Raw genomic sequence first — 15,600 nt, forward strand, 5'->3', positions numbered from 1 at the left:
ACGCGAAGGAGCTTCCGTCATGCACTACCTCGATAATCTTCTCCTCAACACCGACAGCTACAAGGCCAGCCATTGGCTGCAGTACCCGCCGGGTACCGATGCCACGTTCTTCTACGTCGAATCACGTGGCGGCCTGCACGATCGCACGGTGTTCTTCGGCCTGCAGGCGATCCTCAAGGACGCGCTGGCACGGCCGGTCACCCACGCCGACATCGACGACGCTGCTGCGGTGTTCGCCGCGCATGGCGAACCGTTCAACGAGGCCGGCTGGCGCGATATCGTCGACCGGCTTGGCGGCCACCTGCCGGTGCGCATCCGCGCCGTGCCCGAGGGCAGCGTGGTGCCCACCCACCAGGCGCTGATGACCATCGAATCGACCGATCCGGCCGCGTTCTGGGTGCCGTCGTACCTGGAAACGCTGCTGCTGCGCGTGTGGTACCCGGTCACCGTGGCCACCATCAGCTGGCACGCACGGCAGACCATTGCCGCGTTCCTGCAGCAGACCAGCGACGACCCGCAGGGGCAGCTGCCGTTCAAGCTGCATGACTTCGGCGCGCGCGGTGTCTCGAGCCTGGAATCGGCCGCGCTGGGCGGTGCCGCGCACCTGGTCAACTTCCTCGGCACCGATACGGTCTCGGCCCTGTGCCTGGCGCGCGCGCACTACCACGCGCCGATGGCCGGCTATTCGATTCCCGCCGCCGAGCACAGCACCATCACCAGCTGGGGCCGCGAGCGCGAGGTGGACGCCTACCGCAACATGCTGCGCCAGTTCGGCACGCCCGGTGCGATCGTGGCGGTGGTATCGGACAGCTATGACATCTACCGCGCCATCAGCGAGCACTGGGGTACCACCCTGCGCGATGAAGTGATCGCCTCGGGCGCCACCCTGGTCATCCGCCCGGACTCGGGGGACCCGGTGGAGGTGGTGGCCGAAAGCCTGCACCGGCTGGATGAAGCGTTCGGCCATAGCCTCAACAGCAAGGGCTACCGCGTGCTCAACCACGTGCGGGTGATCCAGGGCGATGGCATCAATCCGGACACCATCCGCGCGATCCTGCAGCGCATCACCGACGACGGCTACGCCGCCGACAACGTGGCCTTCGGCATGGGCGGTGCGCTGCTGCAGCGGCTGGACCGCGATACGCAGAAGTTCGCGCTGAAGTGCTCGGCGGCGCGGGTCGAGGGTGAGTGGATCGACGTCTACAAGGATCCGGTCACCGACGCCGGCAAGGCCAGCAAGCGTGGCCGCATGCGCCTGCTGCGCCGCCTGGACGATGGCAGCCTGCACACGGTGCCGCTGCCGGCCAACGGCGACGACACCCTGCCGGACGGCTTCGAGGACGCAATGGTGACCGTGTGGGAGAACGGCCGCCTGCTGCACGACCAGCGGCTGGACGACATCCGCACGCGGGCGGCCGCGGGGCATTGAAGGTGCATCCCGACCGGGGTCAGAGCCCGCTGCGTGGCAGCGGGATCCGACCCCTTCCTTCCGCTGGGGTCGGATCCCGTTGCAGCGTAGCGGGTTCTGACCCCTGCGCTCTTGACCGGCGCCACCAACAGGTCCACCTTGCACACGCCGAAGGTATCCCTCCCATCGCTGCGGCGCGGGGAGGGATTTAAACGGGAATCCGGTGAAGGCGCCTCGCGCGTCCATTCCGGAGCTGCCCCGCAGCGGTGAATGGAAACGAATCCTGCCAACAGCACTGGGCTCGCGCCTGGGAAGCGGCGGGTAGTAGGTGGGCTGCGGCCCGTGTCCATCAGCCCGAATACCGGCCCCGGCCGGGGGACACGACCGTCCCCTGACTCGACCTGGAATCTCCGCGGGGAGGTTGCCGGGGCCGTCGTCGTCCTGCGCGTGCAGGCGGTGTGGCCGCGCGCGTCCTGTTCACGGTATCCGGCCAGACCCGTTCACCCACGCACTGATGCATGGGCCACCGCCGTTGCCGGCGGTCCATGCGGTACCTGACGATGACCGAGCTCCAACGCCCCACCCTGACCCTGCCCGCCGACGGCAAGCGCCTGCTGCTGCATTCGTGCTGCGCGCCCTGTTCCGGCGAAGTGATGGAGGCGATCACCGCCTCCGGGATCGACTACGCGATCTTCTTCTACAACCCCAACATCCACCCGGTGAAGGAATACGAGCTGCGCAAGCAGGAGAACATCCGCTTCGCCGAGCAGCACGGCATTCCTTTCATCGACTGCGACTACGACACCGACAACTGGTTCAGCCGTGCGCGGGGCATGGAAAACGAACCCGAACGCGGTATCCGCTGCACGATGTGCTTCGACATGCGTTTCGAGCGCACCGCGCTGTATGCGCACGAGCACGGCTACGACACCATCAGTTCGTCGCTGGGCATCTCGCGCTGGAAGAACATGGCGCAGATCAACGACTGCGGCATCCGCGCCGCCTCGCGCTATGAAGGCCTACAGTACTGGGACTACAACTGGCGCAAGGGCGGAGGCGCCAGCCGCATGATCGAGATCAGCAAGCGCGAGCAGTTCTACCAGCAGGAATACTGCGGCTGCGTGTACTCGCTTCGCGATGCCAACCGCCATCGCCGCGAGAATGGCCGCGAGCGGATCAGGATCGGCCTGCTGTACTACGGGCAGGACGCTGGGACGCCACAGGGCGATTGACGTGCAGGCATGGGGCGGCCACGCTGGTCGCCCCTTCTGTTGTAGCGGAACTGCCATGACCGCCCTGCCCGCCGATGTCGCCCTGCTGGTGATCGACCTGCAGCCGGACTTCATGCCCGGTGGCGCCTTGGCCTGCGACCAGGGCGATGCGCTGGTGGCACCGATCGCCGATCTGCTGGCGCAGCGCCGCTACCGCACCGTGGTGGCGACCCAGGACTGGCACCCGGCCGACCACGCCTCGTTCGCCAGCCAGCACCCCGGCCAACGCCCCTTCGAGACCATCCTGCTGCACGCGCAGCCGCAGACGCTGTGGCCGGACCACTGCGTGCAGGGCAGCGCCGGTGCCGCGCTGCACCCGGGCGTGGACTGGACCGTGGCCGACCTGATCCTGCGCAAGGGCACACGCCAACAGGTGGATTCGTACAGCGCCTTCCGCGAGAACCACGGCCCCGATGGCGAGCGCCCGGCCACCGGCCTGGCCGGCTGGCTGCACGAGCGCCGCATCCGCGAAGTGCACGTATGCGGCCTGGCCCGCGACTACTGCGTGCTGTGGAGCGCGCAGGATGCGGTGAAGTCCGGCTTCCGGGTGAAGTTCCTGTGGGAGCTGACCCGGCCGGTGACCGAAGCCAACGACGCGATGGTGCGCGATGCGCTGGGCAAGGCGGGGATCGCGACCGCCTGACCCACAACGGTAGTGCCGGGCGCTGGCCGGCAACGCCTGGATCCCTGCAGTTGCCGGCCAGCGGCCGGCACTACCGGATCACACCCGTGGGTAGCGCCGGGCCATGCCCGGCGGACGCGGGATGGGCGATTACCGGAACACCACCGTGCGATGCCCGTTGAGCAGGATGCGGTGCTCCACATGGCGGCGTACGGCGCGTGCCAGCACCAGCGATTCGGTATCGCTGCCCAGCCGCACCAGTTCGCGCGGTGCCATCGCATGGTCAACGCGGGCCACGTCCTGTTCGATGATCGGTCCTTCGTCCAGATCCTCGGTGACGTAGTGCGCGGTGGCGCCGATGATCTTGACCCCGCGCGCATGCGCCTGGTGGTACGGCTGCGCGCCCTTGAAGCTGGGCAGGAAGCTGTGGTGGATGTTGATCGCACGCCCGGCCAGCGCGCGGCACAGCCTGGGTGACAGGATCTGCATGTAGCGTGCCAGCACCACCAGGTCGATGCGCTCGCGCTCGACCAGGTCGATGATCTGCTGCTCCTGCACCGCACGCGTATCGGCGGTTACCGGCAGGTGGTGGAACGGTACCTGGTAGGACGCGGCCAATGGCGCGAAGTCGGCGTGGTTGGAGGCCACCGCGGCAATGTCGACCTTCAGCTGGCCGCTGTGGGCGCGGAACAGCAGGTCGTTGAGGCAGTGCCCCTGCTTGCTGACCAGCACCAGCAGGCGTGCCCGGCGGCGGCCATCATGCAGCTGCCAGTCCATGCCGAAGCCTTCGGCAAGCGTGGCCATCGCGGCGTGCACGGTCTCCAGCGGCAGGCCGGCGTCACGGTCGAAATGCACGCGCAGGAAGAAGCGGCCGCTTTCCTCATCGCCGAACTGCTGGGCGTCGAGGATGTTGCAGCCGTGGTCGAACAGCAGGCCGGACACGCGGTAGACGATGCCGGTACGGTCGGGGCAGGACAGGGTGAGGATGGAATCGGGGCGCATCGCCACAGTGTAGGGCAGCTTCCTGCCCAGCAGCCGGATGATCACCGATGCAACCGAACCGCTTGGTTCAGTCCCAAGCGATACTTGGCCATCACCGTGGCAAGCTGGTCGGTCATGAACCTGTTGCAACTGATCCGCAGCTTCACCCGCACCGCAGAGACCGGCAGCATTGCCGCCGCGGCCCGCATCCTTGGCATCAGCGCCACCGCAGTCGGCCAGAACATCAACCGGCTGGAAGCGCATCTGGGCGTACGGCTGCTGAACCGGAGTACGCGCCAGCTGGCGCTCAGCGAGGCCGGCGCGCTGTACCTGGCGCAGGTGCGCCACATCGAGGCCGACCTGGCGCGCGCGCAGGCGATGGTCACCTCCGGTGATATCGAACCGGCCGGGCCGCTGCGCATCGCCAGCAGCAGCGCGTTCGGCCGCCACGTGCTGGCCCCGTTGCTGCCGTCACTGCAGCAACGCTACCCGCAGCTGCAGCTGGAACTGCGGCTGACCGACCGCGCCGTGCAGCATGGTCCAGAGGCGGTGGATGCCAGCATCCGCATCGGCGCGCAGCTGGAAGACGGCGTGGTCGCACGGCAGCTGGCACGCGTGCCGTTCGTGTTCTGCGCCTCGCCGGCCTACCTGAAGGCCCATGGCACCCCGCAGGAACCGTCGGATCTGGGCAGCCATCGCGGGCTGCTGCATCGCTTCCCCACCGATGGCCGGCCGTTGCGCTGGGGCCTGCTGAAGGACGGCCAGCGTGTGGACGCCGTGCTACCGCCGAGCATGGTCTGCGATGACATCGATGCGCTGGCGTCGCTGGCGGCGGCCGGTGCCGGCATCACGCGATTGGCTGCGTTCGTGGCCGAGCCCTACCTGCGCGATGGACGCCTGCAGGCCGTGTTCGGCGCCGACAGCACGTGGCGTCCGGAGCCGATGGAGGTCTATTTCTGCGTCAGCGATCGCCGCGACTTCACCGCCAAGATCCGCGCGCTGTTCGAGCACCTGCGGGCCGGCATGGCGCCGGCCTGGCGGGTGTGAGCCTCAGCGCGCCTTGAACACGCCGCGCGCATCGCGCGGCTCGCAGCGCAGGTACTGCGGCGCCGGTTCCACGCTGTCGCGCAATGCGGCGGCGGCATGCCACGGCCAGCGCGGGTCGTAGAGGATGCCGCGCGCCAGGGCCACGGCATCGGCGTGGCGATGGCGCAGGATCGATTCGGCCTGCTCCGGTTCGGTGATCATGCCCACGGCGATCACCGGCATGCGCACCTTGGCCTTGATCGCCGCCGCGAACGGCACCTGGTAACCGGGGCCGACGGTGATCTTCTGGCGCTCGTCCAGGCCGCCACTGGAGACATGCAGGAAATTGCAGCCGCGCGCGTCCAGCACCTGGGCCAGTGCTTCGCTCTGCACCAGGTCCCAGCCACCCTCGACCCAGTCGCTGGCGGAAATGCGCACGCCCACGGCGACCTTGTCGGACACCGCCGCGCGTACCGCGTCGAACACTTCCACCAGCAGGCGCAGGCGGTTCGGCAGCGACCCACCGTAACCATCGGTGCGGCGGTTGCTCAGCGGCGACAGGAACTGGTGCAGCAGGTAACCGTGCGCGGCATGCAGCTCGATCAGCTCGAAGCCCAGGCGCTCGGCGCGCACCGCACTGGCAGCGAAGGCGGCGATGACCTCGGCGATGCCGGCTTCGTCCAGTTCCTGCGGTGCCGGATCGGCGGCATGGAACGGCAGCGGCGACGGCGCCACGGTGGCCCAGCCACGCGCATCGCCGGCCGGCAACTGGCCACCCCCGTCCCACGGGCGGGCGGTGGATGCCTTGCGGCCGGCATGGCCCAGCTGGATGCCCAGCGGCATCGGCGACCAGCGGCGGACGCTGGCCAGCACCTGTGCCAGCGCGGCCTCGGTGCCGTCATCCCACAGGCCCAGGTCGGCCCAGCTGATGCGGCCGCGCGGCTCGACCGCGGTGGCTTCCAGGATCAACAGGCCGGCGCCGGACTGCGCCAGGTTGCCCAGGTGCATGGCGTGCCAGTCGCTGGCGCGGCCGTCTTCGGCGGAGTACTGGCACATCGGCGCGATGACGATGCGGTTGGACAGGGTCAGGGGGCCGAACGAGATCGGCGAAAACAGCTGGCTCAAGGGGGTGATGAACGACGTAGGGGGTGTGTATTGCACCGCTGCGCGGCTTCTGGATCAACCGTCTGGATGGATCGCTGTTTCGCAGCCGATCATGCCGCCGAGCGCCGAACAGCCCCTTGTAGAGCCGAGCCCACGCTCGGCTCAGCCCGCCACCCAACCGGACAAGGCTTCAGCGCAGTCCCGCTCATCCTTGAACAACAGCAGGTCGTCGGCACGGGTGCGGCCGCGGTTCAGCGCCGCCACCGGCAATCCTGCCTTCGCCGCCGCCTGCACGAAGCGGAAGCCGGAATAGACCATCAGTGACGAGCCCACCACCAGCACCGCATCGGCCTGCTGCAGATGATCGTGCACCGCCGCCACCCGCTCGCGCGGCACGTTCTCGCCGAAGAACACCACGTCCGGCTTCAGCACGCCGCCGCAGTGCGGGCAATCGGGCACCACGAATGTGGAGAAATCGGTCTCCAGGTCGGCATCACCGTCGGGGGCGATGCCGGCCTCCAGCGCGTCCCAGCCGGGATTGGCGTCCAGCAGCCGCTGCTGGAAATCCTCGCGGCCACTGCGGCGCTCGCAGCCCATGCAGCGCACCAGATCCAGGCGGCCATGCAGGTCGATCACGTTGCGGCTGCCGGCGCGCTGGTGCAGGCCGTCCACGTTCTGGGTCAACAGCACCTGCAGCTTGCCGCGGCTTTCCAGGGCGGCCAGGGCCTGGTGGGTGCCGTTGGGCCGGGCCAGGCCGAAGCGCGGCCAGCCCAGCAGGCTGCGCGCCCAGTAACGCTGGCGGGTGGTCGCCTCGCCCATGAAGGCCTGGTAGGTCACCGGCGGCGTGCGTTTCCACTGGCCGTCGGCGTCCCGGTAATCGGGTATGCCCGAGGCGGTGCTGCAACCCGCGCCGGTCAGCACGAACAGGCGCTCGGCGCGGTCGATGAAGTCGGTCAGTGGCGGGGTCATGGCTGCCAGATGGGGGCGCCGCAGCGCCCCCGCAAGCACCGGTTCAGCCGCTGGTCTCAGGCGGCCGGCAGCGGCGGCACCGCGATCGGGTGGCCTTCCTCGTCCAGCGCGATCATCACGAAGTGGCCGCGGGTGCACAGCTTGCGCTCGCCGCTGTGCAGGTCCTCGGCGACCAGTTCCACCTCGACCTTCATCGAGCTGCGGCCGACTTCGACGATGCGGCCGATGGTTTCCACCATCTGGCCGATGCGGATCGGCAGCTTGAAGTCGACCTGGTCGCTGCGCGCGGTCACCACGGTGCGGCGCGAATAGCGGGCGGCGGCCAGGAACGCGGCCTTGTCCATCCATGCCAATGCCTGGCCACCGAACAGGGTGCCCAGGTGGTTGGTGTGGTTGGGGAAGACGATTTCAGCCATGCGCACTTCGGTGGGCGGCACGGTCTCGGGGATCGGGGTCATGGGGGTGCTTCGGTGTGGGGTGCTGCGGATTCTAAGCGACCGGCGTGATGGCCATCGGCATGCACGTGCAACAGGCACCCGGCAGCGGTGCCTGCGCAGGCCGCGCCTGCGGCAGGCGTTACACTGCGCCACGCCCACTGCCAGGACTGCCCATGCCCGCCACTTCCGACCTGCTGGCCTTTGCGCTGGTTTCGCTGGCCATGGTGCTCACGCCCGGGCCGAACATGATCTACGTCATCTCGCGCTCGATCTGCCAGGGGCCGATGGCTGGCCTGATCTCGCTGGGCGGGGTGGCGCTGGGCTTTGTGTTCTACATGCTGTGTGCGGCACTGGGCATCACCGCCCTGCTGATGACCGTGCCGTTCGCCTACGACGCGCTGCGCATCGGCGGCGCGCTGTACCTGCTGTACCTGGCCTGGCAGGCGCTCAGGCCCGGCGGCCGTTCGCCGTTCGCGGTGCGCGACCTGCCGCAGGACAGCCCGCGCAAGCTGTTCACGATGGGCTTCCTGACCAATCTGCTGAACCCGAAGGTGGCGGTGATGTACCTGTCGCTGCTGCCGCAGTTCCTGCACCCGGACGGCGAAGGCAGCGTGCTGATGCAGTCGATCGTGCTGGGCTCCACCCAGATCCTGGTCAGCGTCAGCGTGAACGGCATGATCGCGCTGACCGCCGGCAGCATCGCCGGCTTCCTGGCCGCGCGCCCCACCTGGCAGATGGTGCAGCGCTGGCTGATGGGCACGGTGCTGGCCGGGCTGGCGGTGCGCATGGCGGTGGAAGGGCGGCGCTGATTGTAGAGTCGAGCCATGCTCGACTTTCTTGCGAGCAGCAGTCGAGCATGGCTCGACGCTACGGAAACAAAAAACCCCGGCATTGGCCGGGGTTCTTCGTTGCGGCAGGCCTGGCCGGTTCGATCAGAAGTTCATGTCGAAGGCGACTTCGCCCTGAACGCCGACCTGGTAGGCCGAGACGCGGCGTTCGAAGAAGTTGGTCAGCTCCTGCACGTCCTGCAGTTCCATGAACGGCAGCGGGTTGCGCACGTTGTACTTCTTTTCCATGCCCAGCTTGGCGAAGTGCTGGTCGGCGCAGTGCTGCAGGTACTGGCGCATGTCGCGGGTCGAGATGCCGGCCACGCCGCCGGACAGCACGTCCTCGGCGAACTGCACTTCGCATTCGATGGCTTCGGCCAGCATGTCGTAGACCTGCTGCTTCATCTCGTCGTCGAACAGGTCCGGCTCTTCCTCACGCACCACGCGCACCGACTCGAACGCAAACTCCATGTGCGCGCTCTCGTCGCGGAACACCCAGTTGGTGCCCGAGGCCAGGCCCGGCAGCAGGCCGCGCGAACGGAAGTAGTACACGTAGGCGAACGCAGCGAAGAAGAACAGGCCTTCGATGCAGGCGGCAAAGCAGATCTGGTTGAGCAGGAACTGGCGGCGCTGTTCGCGGGTCTCGATGCGGGTCAGGTCTTGGATCGAGTCGATCCACTTGAAGCAGAAATCGGCCTTCTTCTTGATCGAGTCGATGTTCTCCACCGCCGAGAACGCCTTGGCGCGCTCTTCCGGATCCGGCAGGTAGTTGTCCAGCAGGGTCAGGTAGAACTGCACGTGCAGTGCTTCCTCATACAGCTGGCGCGACAGGTACATGCGCGCTTCGGGCGCATTCAAGTGCTGGTACAGGTTCAGCACCAGGTTGTTGGACACGATCGAATCGCCGGTGGCGAAGAACGCGACCAGGCGGTGGATCAGGTGGCGCTCACCCGGCGACATCTTGCTGTGCAGGTCGGTGATGTCGATCTGGAAGTTGATCTCTTCCACCGTCCAGGTGTTCTTGATCGCATTCCGGTACATGTCATAGAACTGCGGGTAGCGCATCGGGCGCAGGGTCAGTTCAAAACCGGGATCGAGCAGCATCTGCTTGGGCTTGTCGGCCATGGGTGTTTCCTTGAATTCCTGGGTGAGCCGCCGGGCGTGGCCCGGCGCTACCGTGGGTGTTTTTCCGCAGCCGGGCATGGCTCGGCTCTACAGGTGCGAGGTGTTCGAGTGCCGACCAACGGTCGGCACCCACCGCGCGGTGTCTTACTGGCAGGCCTCGCAGGCTTCCGGGTTTTCCAGCGAGCAGGCGATGGCTTCGTCCGGGCTGAACACCTTGGCCGGGGCCGCAGCGCTGACCGTGGTCTTGGCGATCTTGGTGGCCGGGCGCGAACGCAGGTAGTAGGTGGTCTTGATGCCCTGCTTCCAGGCGTACATGTACATGGAGGACATCGCGCCGATGTTCGGGCTTTCCATGAACAGGTTGAGCGAGGCCGACTGGTCGATGAAGGCGCCACGCTCGGCGGCCATGTCGATCAGCGAACGCATCGGCAGTTCCCACGCGGTGCGGTAGACCTCGCGCAGCGTTTCCGGAATCTGCGCAACGCCGGCGATGGAGCCTTCGGCCAGCTTGATGGCATCGCGCATGTCGGCGGTCCACAGGCCCAGCTTCTTCAGCTCGTTGACCAGGTAACGGTTGACCTGCAGGAAGTCACCGGACAGGGTCTCGCGCTTGAACAGGTTGGACACCTGCGGCTCGACGCACTCGTAGCAGCCGGCGATCGAGGCGATGGTCGCGGTCGGGGCGATCGCGATCATCAGCGAGTTGCGCAGGCCGTGTTCCTTGATGCGGGCGCGCAGGGCATCCCAGCGCGCGGTGTCTTCCGGCACCACGTTCCAGGCGTCGAACTGCAGTTCGCCACCGGCGGCACGGGTGTCGTTGAACGACGGGTGCTTGCCACGTTCCTGGGCCAGCTCGCAGGAGGTTTCCAGCGCGTGGAAGTAGATCGCTTCGGCAATCTTCTTCGACAGGGCGCGGGCTTCGGCGCTGTCGAACGGCAGGCGCTTGCGGAAGAACACGTCCTGCAGGCCCATGCAGCCCAGGCCGACCGGACGCCAGCGCAGGTTGGCGCGGCGGGCGGTTTCGATCGGGTAGAAGTTCAGGTCGATGACGCGGTCGAGCTGGCGCACGGCCAGGCGAACGGTCTCGGCCAGCTTCTCGAAGTCGAACTCGTTGTGCTCGTCGAAGTGGTTGCCCAGGTTGATCGAACCCAGGTTGCACACGGCGGTTTCATCGTTGGAAGTGACTTCCAGGATTTCGGTGCACAGGTTGGACAGGTGGATCACGTTGCCCGGGCGCAGGGTCTGGTTGCTGGCGCGGTTGCACTTGTCCTTGAAGGTCATCCAGCCGTTGCCGGTCTCGGCCAGCGTACGCATCATGCGGGCATACAGCTTGCGCGCGGAGATGGTGCGGTTGGCCTTGCCCTGGGCTTCGGCCTGCAGGTAGGCCTGCTCAAAGGCTTCGCCGAACAGGTCGGTGAACTCCGGCACGACGCGCGGATCGAACAGCGACCATTCCTGGTCGGCTTCGACGCGCTTCATGAACAGGTCCGGCACCCAGTTGGCCAGGTTCAGGTTGTGCGCACGACGGGCTTCGTCACCGGTGTTGTCGCGCAGCTCGAGGAAGTCCTCGATGTCGGCGTGCCAGGTTTCCAGGTACACGCAGGCCGCGCCCTTGCGCTTGCCGCCCTGGTTCACTGCGGCCACCGACGAATCCATGGTCTTCAGCCACGGCACGATGCCGTTGGAATGGCCGTTGGTCGACTTGATCAGCGAACCACGCGAACGCACGCGGGTGTAGCTGACGCCGATGCCGCCGGAGAACTTCGACAGCTGGGCGATGTCGCCGTACTTGGAATAGATCGATTCCAGCGAGTCCTGCGGCGAGTCCAGCAGGAAGCACGAGGACAGCTGCTCGTGGGTGGTGCCGGAATTGAACAGGGTCGGGCTGGACGGCAGGTAGTCCAGGTTGCCCATGCGCTTGTACAGCGCCAGGGTCTCGGACACGTCCTCGCTCAGCGCGCTGGCGATGCGCAGGAAGAACTGCTGCGGGGTCTCGATCACCTTGCGGGTGTGCGGGTGGCGCAGCAGGTAACGGTCGTACAGGGTACGCAGGCCGAAGTAATCGAAGTTCAGGTCCAGCGAGATGTCGATGGCATCGTTGAGCTTGCGTGCGTTGGTCTGCACGAAGTTCAGCAGGCGGTCGTTGATCAGGCCGACTTCATGGCCACGGCTGACCGACTGCGAGAAGGCGTAGATTTCCTGGCCCGAGACTTCCTTGGCGATGTAGTTGGCCAGCAGGCGCGCGGCGAGACGGCCGTACTCGGGCTCTTCACCGATCAGCAGGGCGGCGGTGCGGATGGACAGTTCGTCCAGCTCGCGGGTGGTGGCACCGTTGTACAGGCCGGAAATGGTGCGGGTGGCCACGCGCATCGGGTCGACGGCGTGCAGGCCTTCGGAGGAACGCTGCACCGCACGCACGATCTTGTTCAGGTCCACCAGTTCGGTGGTCCCATTGCGCTTGGTCACACTCATCGCGTTGGCCGTCGGCGGCGACGTCAACAGGAATTCGCTTTCCTTCTCGATGGTGGCGCTGGATTCGGTGCTCACGGCGTGTGTCCTCTTGGCGTGATTTGGGGGTGCTCGATGCATCGGGTGACGCGGCCCGGGACATGACAGCCCAGGATGGCAGGACGGCGTCGCAGGGGATGAGACCCTGCGCCTGCCACTGCCGTTGACGATCGCGGATGGGTACCCCGGGGCAACCCCTGGAATGGGGGTTGCTGCGACCGACGGCCACAAGATAGTGGGGGTAATGGGGTCCGTCAACGCCAAATGTAGTGAAATTCGGCAATCCCTTGCGCCGCAAGGATCGTGCCATCGGCGCCCTGATCAGACGCTTCAGACCTGCCGGAACGGGCTGCGCAGTCAAGTCCGAAAGGCGTCATTGCGGTGGCACAACGCACCGCGAAAACGGAACAATGACAGCTTCACATGACAGTGATGAAACTGGCTAGGGACAACCCTGTGGATAGGTGGTGGGCAGCCGGTGGGAAAGCCGGTATGGCCGGACGAATCGCCATCGCGCAGTGACTTTCGGCGGGTGACGGCGCCTGCCGAACGCGGGATGCTGGGGTCCTGCAATGACCGGAAAGGATTCCACCATGCGCCTGTCAGCACCCGCCTTGGCCCTGTTGGCTGCTGTGGTCACCGTACCTGCAATTGCCGCTGACACCCCGAAGCTGCGCGCGGACCAGTGCGGTATCCACACCGACTATGACGTGCTGGTGGACAGCGGTGGCATCTGGCTGCGGCATGGCCCGCAGGCACCGCATGAGGTGGTGTTCCACGATGGCGTGCTGAGCCTGGACGACACGGTCGTGCCGGTCAGCGAGGCCGACGCGGCCCGCCTTCGGCAGATGGAGGCCGGGGCACGGCAGCTGATGCCGGCCGCCACGGCGCTGGCCCATGAAGTGAGCGGACTGAGCTTCGACGTGCTCGACGGGGTCTATGAAAGCCTCACCGGTACCGCCAACAGCCGCAAGGTCCGGCGCCTGCGCCGGCAGGCCGATGACTGGATCGGCGGCACGCTGGGCAAGGGCTACTGGGAACAGGCTGTGTTCGGGCCAGGCTTCGAGGCCAAGGTGCAGGACATGGCCGAGTCGCTGTCCGCCTCCATCGCCCGCAGCATGCTGTGGCAGATCTTCACCGGACGCAGCGATGCGATGGAGGCACGCGCCGACCGTCTGGACGCGCAGATGGAACAGCAGCTGGAAGGCCGCGCCGAACGCATCGAGGCCCAAGCACAGTCGCTGTGCCCGCTGGTGCAGTCGCTGGCCGACACCCATGACGCGCTGGAAGTGCGCTACCAAGGCCAACCGCTGCGGCTGCTGGAGCGCAGCGAGAGCGTTCGGGTGGAGCACGGCGATGGCTCGGGCCTGCAGGTGTCGGCCGGGCCGGATGAGCGGCCGCGTGGGAATGCGGTGGCGCCTTCCCGATAGCTGCGCGGCGCTGCTGTAGAGCCGAGCCCATGCTCGGCTCCCTTTCGGCACATCATCCAGAAGCAGCCGAGCGTGGGCTCGGCTCTACAGTAAACCGCCCTCACGCCCGGTGCGGGGTACCCAGGTATTCGGCGCTCTGCATCTCGATCAGGCGCGAGGCGGTGCGCTCGAACGCGCCCTGCAGGCGCTGGCCGGTGTACAGCTCGATCGGCGAGGTGCTGGCGGTGCAGACCAGGTTGACGTGGCGGTCGTACAGCTCATCGATCAGGTTGACGAAGCGGCGCGCGGCATCTTCGTTCAGGCGATCGAACGCCGGAATGCCGCCCAGCAGCACCGTGTTGAACTCGTGCGCGATCTCGATGTAATCCGACGGGCCGCGCGGGCCCTCGCACAACGCGGCGAAGTCAAACCAGGCAATGCTCTTGCCGCGGCCACGCACCGGGATCTTGCGGCCCTCGATCTCGATGTTGCCGGGCTTGGCCGGCTGGCCGCCGCTCAGCTCGTTCCAGCGCGTGGCCAGCCAGTCGTCGCTGTCGGCCGCCAGCGGTGCGCGGTATACCGGCGAGCGGGTCAGCGCGCGCATCCGGTAATCCTCGGTACCTTCGGCGTACAGCTCCACGCAGAAGCGCTGCAGCAGGCCGATGGCCGGCAGGAAGCTCTCGCGCTGCAGGCCGTTGAGGTACAGGTTCTCCACTGCGGTGTTGGAGGTGGTGACCAGGGTCACGCCCTCGGCGAACAGGCGCTCGAGCAGCCGCGCCAGCAGCATCGCATCGCCGATGTCGGTGACGAAGAACTCATCCAGCACCAGCACGCGCAGGTTGCTGCGCCATTCCTGGGCGATCTTCGCCAGCGGGTCGCTCTGGCCCTGGTGCTCGCGCAGGCGCTCATGGACGCTGCGCATGAAGCGGTGGAAATGGGTGCGGTACTTCTGCTTGATCGGCAGCCCGTCGTAGAACAGGTCGACCAGGAAGGTCTTGCCACGGCCGACGCCGCCCCAGAAGTACAGGCCCTTGATCGGCTCGGGCTTCTTCCAGAACGAAGACAGGCGGTCCAGCCAGCCATCCTCGGCACTGTCCAGCAGGCCCAGGTGGATGCGGTCCAGCTCGGCCAGCGCCGCATGCTGGGCCGGATCGTTCTGCCAGTCGCCACGGGCAACCCCTTCCGCATACCGCTGCGACGGGGTCAGCTCGGGTGCACTCATGCCGCCGCGCCCAGCCAGTGCTTGACGCCGTGGGTCAGCGCGCCGCGCAGGTCGATCAGCTTGCGGTGGAAGAAGTGGCTGGTCTCGGGCATGCGTACCAGCTCATGCGGGGCGTCCAGCGTGTCCAGCCACTGGTAGACGGCCTGCGGGTCGACGATCTCGTCCTGCTCGCCCTGGATCACCAGCCAGCGCGCCGGCGGCGCGATGCCGTCGAAATCCCAGCGACCGGCCGGCGGCGCGATCGAGATCAGCGCTTCCGGCTGCAGCGTGGCGGCGGCCTTCAGCGACACGAACGCACCGAAGCTGAAACCGGCCAGCCACAGGCGGTCATCCGGGCGCTGGCTGCGCACCCAGGCCGCGACGGCCTTCAGGTCATCCTGCTCGCCCACGCCGCCATCGAAGGTGCCAGCCGAACCACCCACGCTGCGGAAGTTGAAGCGCACCGTGGCGATGCCCAGCTCGCGCAGGGTGGAGGCGGTCATGGTGACCACCTTGTTGTGCAGGGTGCCACCTTCGGTGGACAGCGGATGGCAGACGATGGCCACGATCGGCTGCACCGGCACATCGGCCTTGGGCAGGTCGACGACCACTTCCAGCGGGCCGGCCGGGCCGTCCAGTTCGAGGCAGGCGGTTTCGCCGGGGGCGACGGGGAACAAGGGCTTGTGCATGGCACCATGATACCGTCCCCCGC

Annotated in this window: 14 protein-coding genes and 1 riboswitch; of the genes, 6 read left to right on the forward strand and 8 right to left on the reverse strand. The window is 67.2% G+C overall.

Features of this window, described 5'->3' with window-relative positions; translation table 11 throughout:
• The first annotated feature begins 19 nt into the window (after nucleotides 1-19).
• The 3 genes from AC5P7A_RS11020 (at nucleotide 20) to pncA (ending at nucleotide 3,322) form a co-directional block, all read left to right on the forward strand.
• The gene (locus AC5P7A_RS11020) at nucleotides 20-1,429 is read left to right on the forward strand and encodes a nicotinate phosphoribosyltransferase (RefSeq protein WP_111206541.1); all 1,410 of its coding nucleotides are present in this window, start codon (nucleotides 20-22) and stop codon (nucleotides 1,427-1,429) included.
• Between the two features lie 133 nt (nucleotides 1,430-1,562).
• Nucleotides 1,563-1,792, forward strand: a riboswitch (cobalamin riboswitch).
• 161 nt (nucleotides 1,793-1,953) lie between these two features.
• A complete protein-coding gene (locus AC5P7A_RS11025; protein WP_080281917.1) occupies nucleotides 1,954-2,640 on the forward strand; it encodes an epoxyqueuosine reductase QueH in 687 nt (228 codons plus the stop codon).
• Between the two features lie 55 nt (nucleotides 2,641-2,695).
• Nucleotides 2,696-3,322 (forward strand): bifunctional nicotinamidase/pyrazinamidase, encoded by a 627-nt coding sequence (gene pncA / locus AC5P7A_RS11030; RefSeq protein WP_169412428.1) that lies wholly within the window; start codon nucleotides 2,696-2,698, stop codon nucleotides 3,320-3,322.
• A 129-nt stretch (nucleotides 3,323-3,451) separates the two neighbouring features.
• Here pncA and purU read toward each other — a convergent pair whose 3' ends face one another.
• A complete protein-coding gene (gene purU, locus AC5P7A_RS11035; protein ID WP_142235582.1) occupies nucleotides 3,452-4,303 on the reverse strand; it encodes a formyltetrahydrofolate deformylase in 852 nt (283 codons plus the stop codon).
• Between the two features lie 114 nt (nucleotides 4,304-4,417).
• On the opposite strand from purU, the gene AC5P7A_RS11040 reads away from it, so the two are divergent.
• Entirely contained in the window at nucleotides 4,418-5,329 is a 912-nt protein-coding gene (locus AC5P7A_RS11040) for a LysR family transcriptional regulator (protein WP_049441881.1), read from the forward strand.
• A gap of 3 nt (nucleotides 5,330-5,332) precedes the next feature.
• Here the strand turns inward: AC5P7A_RS11040 and AC5P7A_RS11045 are convergent, their stop codons facing one another.
• The 3 genes from AC5P7A_RS11045 to AC5P7A_RS11055 all read right to left on the reverse strand — a co-directional run bounded on the left by AC5P7A_RS11045 (nucleotide 5,333) and on the right by AC5P7A_RS11055 (nucleotide 7,839).
• Entirely contained in the window at nucleotides 5,333-6,433 is a 1,101-nt protein-coding gene (locus tag AC5P7A_RS11045; protein ID WP_014645582.1) for an NADH:flavin oxidoreductase/NADH oxidase, read from the reverse strand.
• A 141-nt stretch (nucleotides 6,434-6,574) separates the two neighbouring features.
• Complete coding sequence (locus tag AC5P7A_RS11050) at nucleotides 6,575-7,381, reverse strand: NAD-dependent protein deacetylase (RefSeq protein ID WP_014645581.1); 807 nt, start codon at nucleotides 7,379-7,381, stop codon at nucleotides 6,575-6,577.
• A gap of 56 nt (nucleotides 7,382-7,437) precedes the next feature.
• Nucleotides 7,438-7,839, reverse strand: coding sequence for an acyl-CoA thioesterase (locus AC5P7A_RS11055; RefSeq protein WP_004153688.1), 402 nt, complete (start codon nucleotides 7,837-7,839; stop codon nucleotides 7,438-7,440).
• 152 nt (nucleotides 7,840-7,991) lie between these two features.
• Between AC5P7A_RS11055 and AC5P7A_RS11060 the strand changes: the two genes are divergently transcribed.
• The gene (locus tag AC5P7A_RS11060) at nucleotides 7,992-8,627 is read left to right on the forward strand and encodes a LysE family translocator (RefSeq protein WP_032956621.1); all 636 of its coding nucleotides are present in this window, start codon (nucleotides 7,992-7,994) and stop codon (nucleotides 8,625-8,627) included.
• 123 nt (nucleotides 8,628-8,750) lie between these two features.
• Here the strand turns inward: AC5P7A_RS11060 and AC5P7A_RS11065 are convergent, their stop codons facing one another.
• On the reverse strand, nucleotides 8,751-9,770 hold the full coding sequence (locus AC5P7A_RS11065) for a ribonucleotide-diphosphate reductase subunit beta (RefSeq protein WP_005420683.1): 1,020 nt from the start codon (nucleotides 9,768-9,770) through the stop codon (nucleotides 8,751-8,753).
• Between the two features lie 144 nt (nucleotides 9,771-9,914).
• Nucleotides 9,915-12,317 (reverse strand): ribonucleoside-diphosphate reductase subunit alpha, encoded by a 2,403-nt coding sequence (locus tag AC5P7A_RS11070; protein ID WP_014645579.1) that lies wholly within the window; start codon nucleotides 12,315-12,317, stop codon nucleotides 9,915-9,917.
• A gap of 554 nt (nucleotides 12,318-12,871) precedes the next feature.
• Here AC5P7A_RS11070 and AC5P7A_RS11075 point away from each other — a divergent pair.
• Nucleotides 12,872-13,708 carry a DUF2884 family protein gene (locus AC5P7A_RS11075; protein WP_032956617.1) on the forward strand — a complete coding sequence of 279 codons (837 nt, stop codon included), beginning with the start codon at nucleotides 12,872-12,874 and terminating at the stop codon, nucleotides 13,706-13,708.
• 100 nt (nucleotides 13,709-13,808) lie between these two features.
• On the opposite strand, the gene zapE is transcribed toward AC5P7A_RS11075, so the two are convergent.
• Together zapE and AC5P7A_RS11085 are read right to left on the reverse strand one after the other, a co-directional pair.
• Nucleotides 13,809-14,909 carry a cell division protein ZapE gene (zapE, locus tag AC5P7A_RS11080; RefSeq protein WP_049441797.1) on the reverse strand — a complete coding sequence of 367 codons (1,101 nt, stop codon included), beginning with the start codon at nucleotides 14,907-14,909 and terminating at the stop codon, nucleotides 13,809-13,811.
• Complete coding sequence (locus AC5P7A_RS11085; RefSeq protein ID WP_014645576.1) at nucleotides 14,906-15,577, reverse strand: alpha/beta hydrolase; 672 nt, start codon at nucleotides 15,575-15,577, stop codon at nucleotides 14,906-14,908. Before AC5P7A_RS11085 ends, zapE begins: the two co-directional genes overlap by 4 nt.
• Nucleotides 15,578-15,600 lie beyond the last annotated feature (23 nt).

The organism is Stenotrophomonas sp. YJH_SMC_65 (assembly GCF_059369475.1).

Bases quoted from the DNA above. Each gene is read 5' to 3' on its own strand.
- AC5P7A_RS11020 (WP_111206541.1), top strand. From the start codon at position 20: ATGCACTACCTCGATAATCTTCTCCTCAACACCGACAGCTACAAGGCC.
- AC5P7A_RS11025 (WP_080281917.1), top strand. From the start codon at position 1,954: ATGCGGTACCTGACGATGACCGAGCTCCAACGCCCCACCCTGACCCTG.
- pncA (WP_169412428.1), top strand. From the start codon at position 2,696: ATGACCGCCCTGCCCGCCGATGTCGCCCTGCTGGTGATCGACCTGCAG.
- purU (WP_142235582.1), bottom strand. From the start codon at position 4,303: ATGCGCCCCGATTCCATCCTCACCCTGTCCTGCCCCGACCGTACCGGC.
- AC5P7A_RS11040 (WP_049441881.1), top strand. From the start codon at position 4,418: ATGAACCTGTTGCAACTGATCCGCAGCTTCACCCGCACCGCAGAGACC.
- AC5P7A_RS11050 (WP_014645581.1), bottom strand. From the start codon at position 7,381: ATGACCCCGCCACTGACCGACTTCATCGACCGCGCCGAGCGCCTGTTC.
- AC5P7A_RS11055 (WP_004153688.1), bottom strand. From the start codon at position 7,839: ATGACCCCGATCCCCGAGACCGTGCCGCCCACCGAAGTGCGCATGGCT.
- AC5P7A_RS11060 (WP_032956621.1), top strand. From the start codon at position 7,992: ATGCCCGCCACTTCCGACCTGCTGGCCTTTGCGCTGGTTTCGCTGGCC.
- AC5P7A_RS11065 (WP_005420683.1), bottom strand. From the start codon at position 9,770: ATGGCCGACAAGCCCAAGCAGATGCTGCTCGATCCCGGTTTTGAACTG.
- AC5P7A_RS11075 (WP_032956617.1), top strand. From the start codon at position 12,872: ATGCGCCTGTCAGCACCCGCCTTGGCCCTGTTGGCTGCTGTGGTCACC.
- zapE (WP_049441797.1), bottom strand. From the start codon at position 14,909: ATGAGTGCACCCGAGCTGACCCCGTCGCAGCGGTATGCGGAAGGGGTT.
- AC5P7A_RS11085 (WP_014645576.1), bottom strand. From the start codon at position 15,577: ATGCACAAGCCCTTGTTCCCCGTCGCCCCCGGCGAAACCGCCTGCCTC.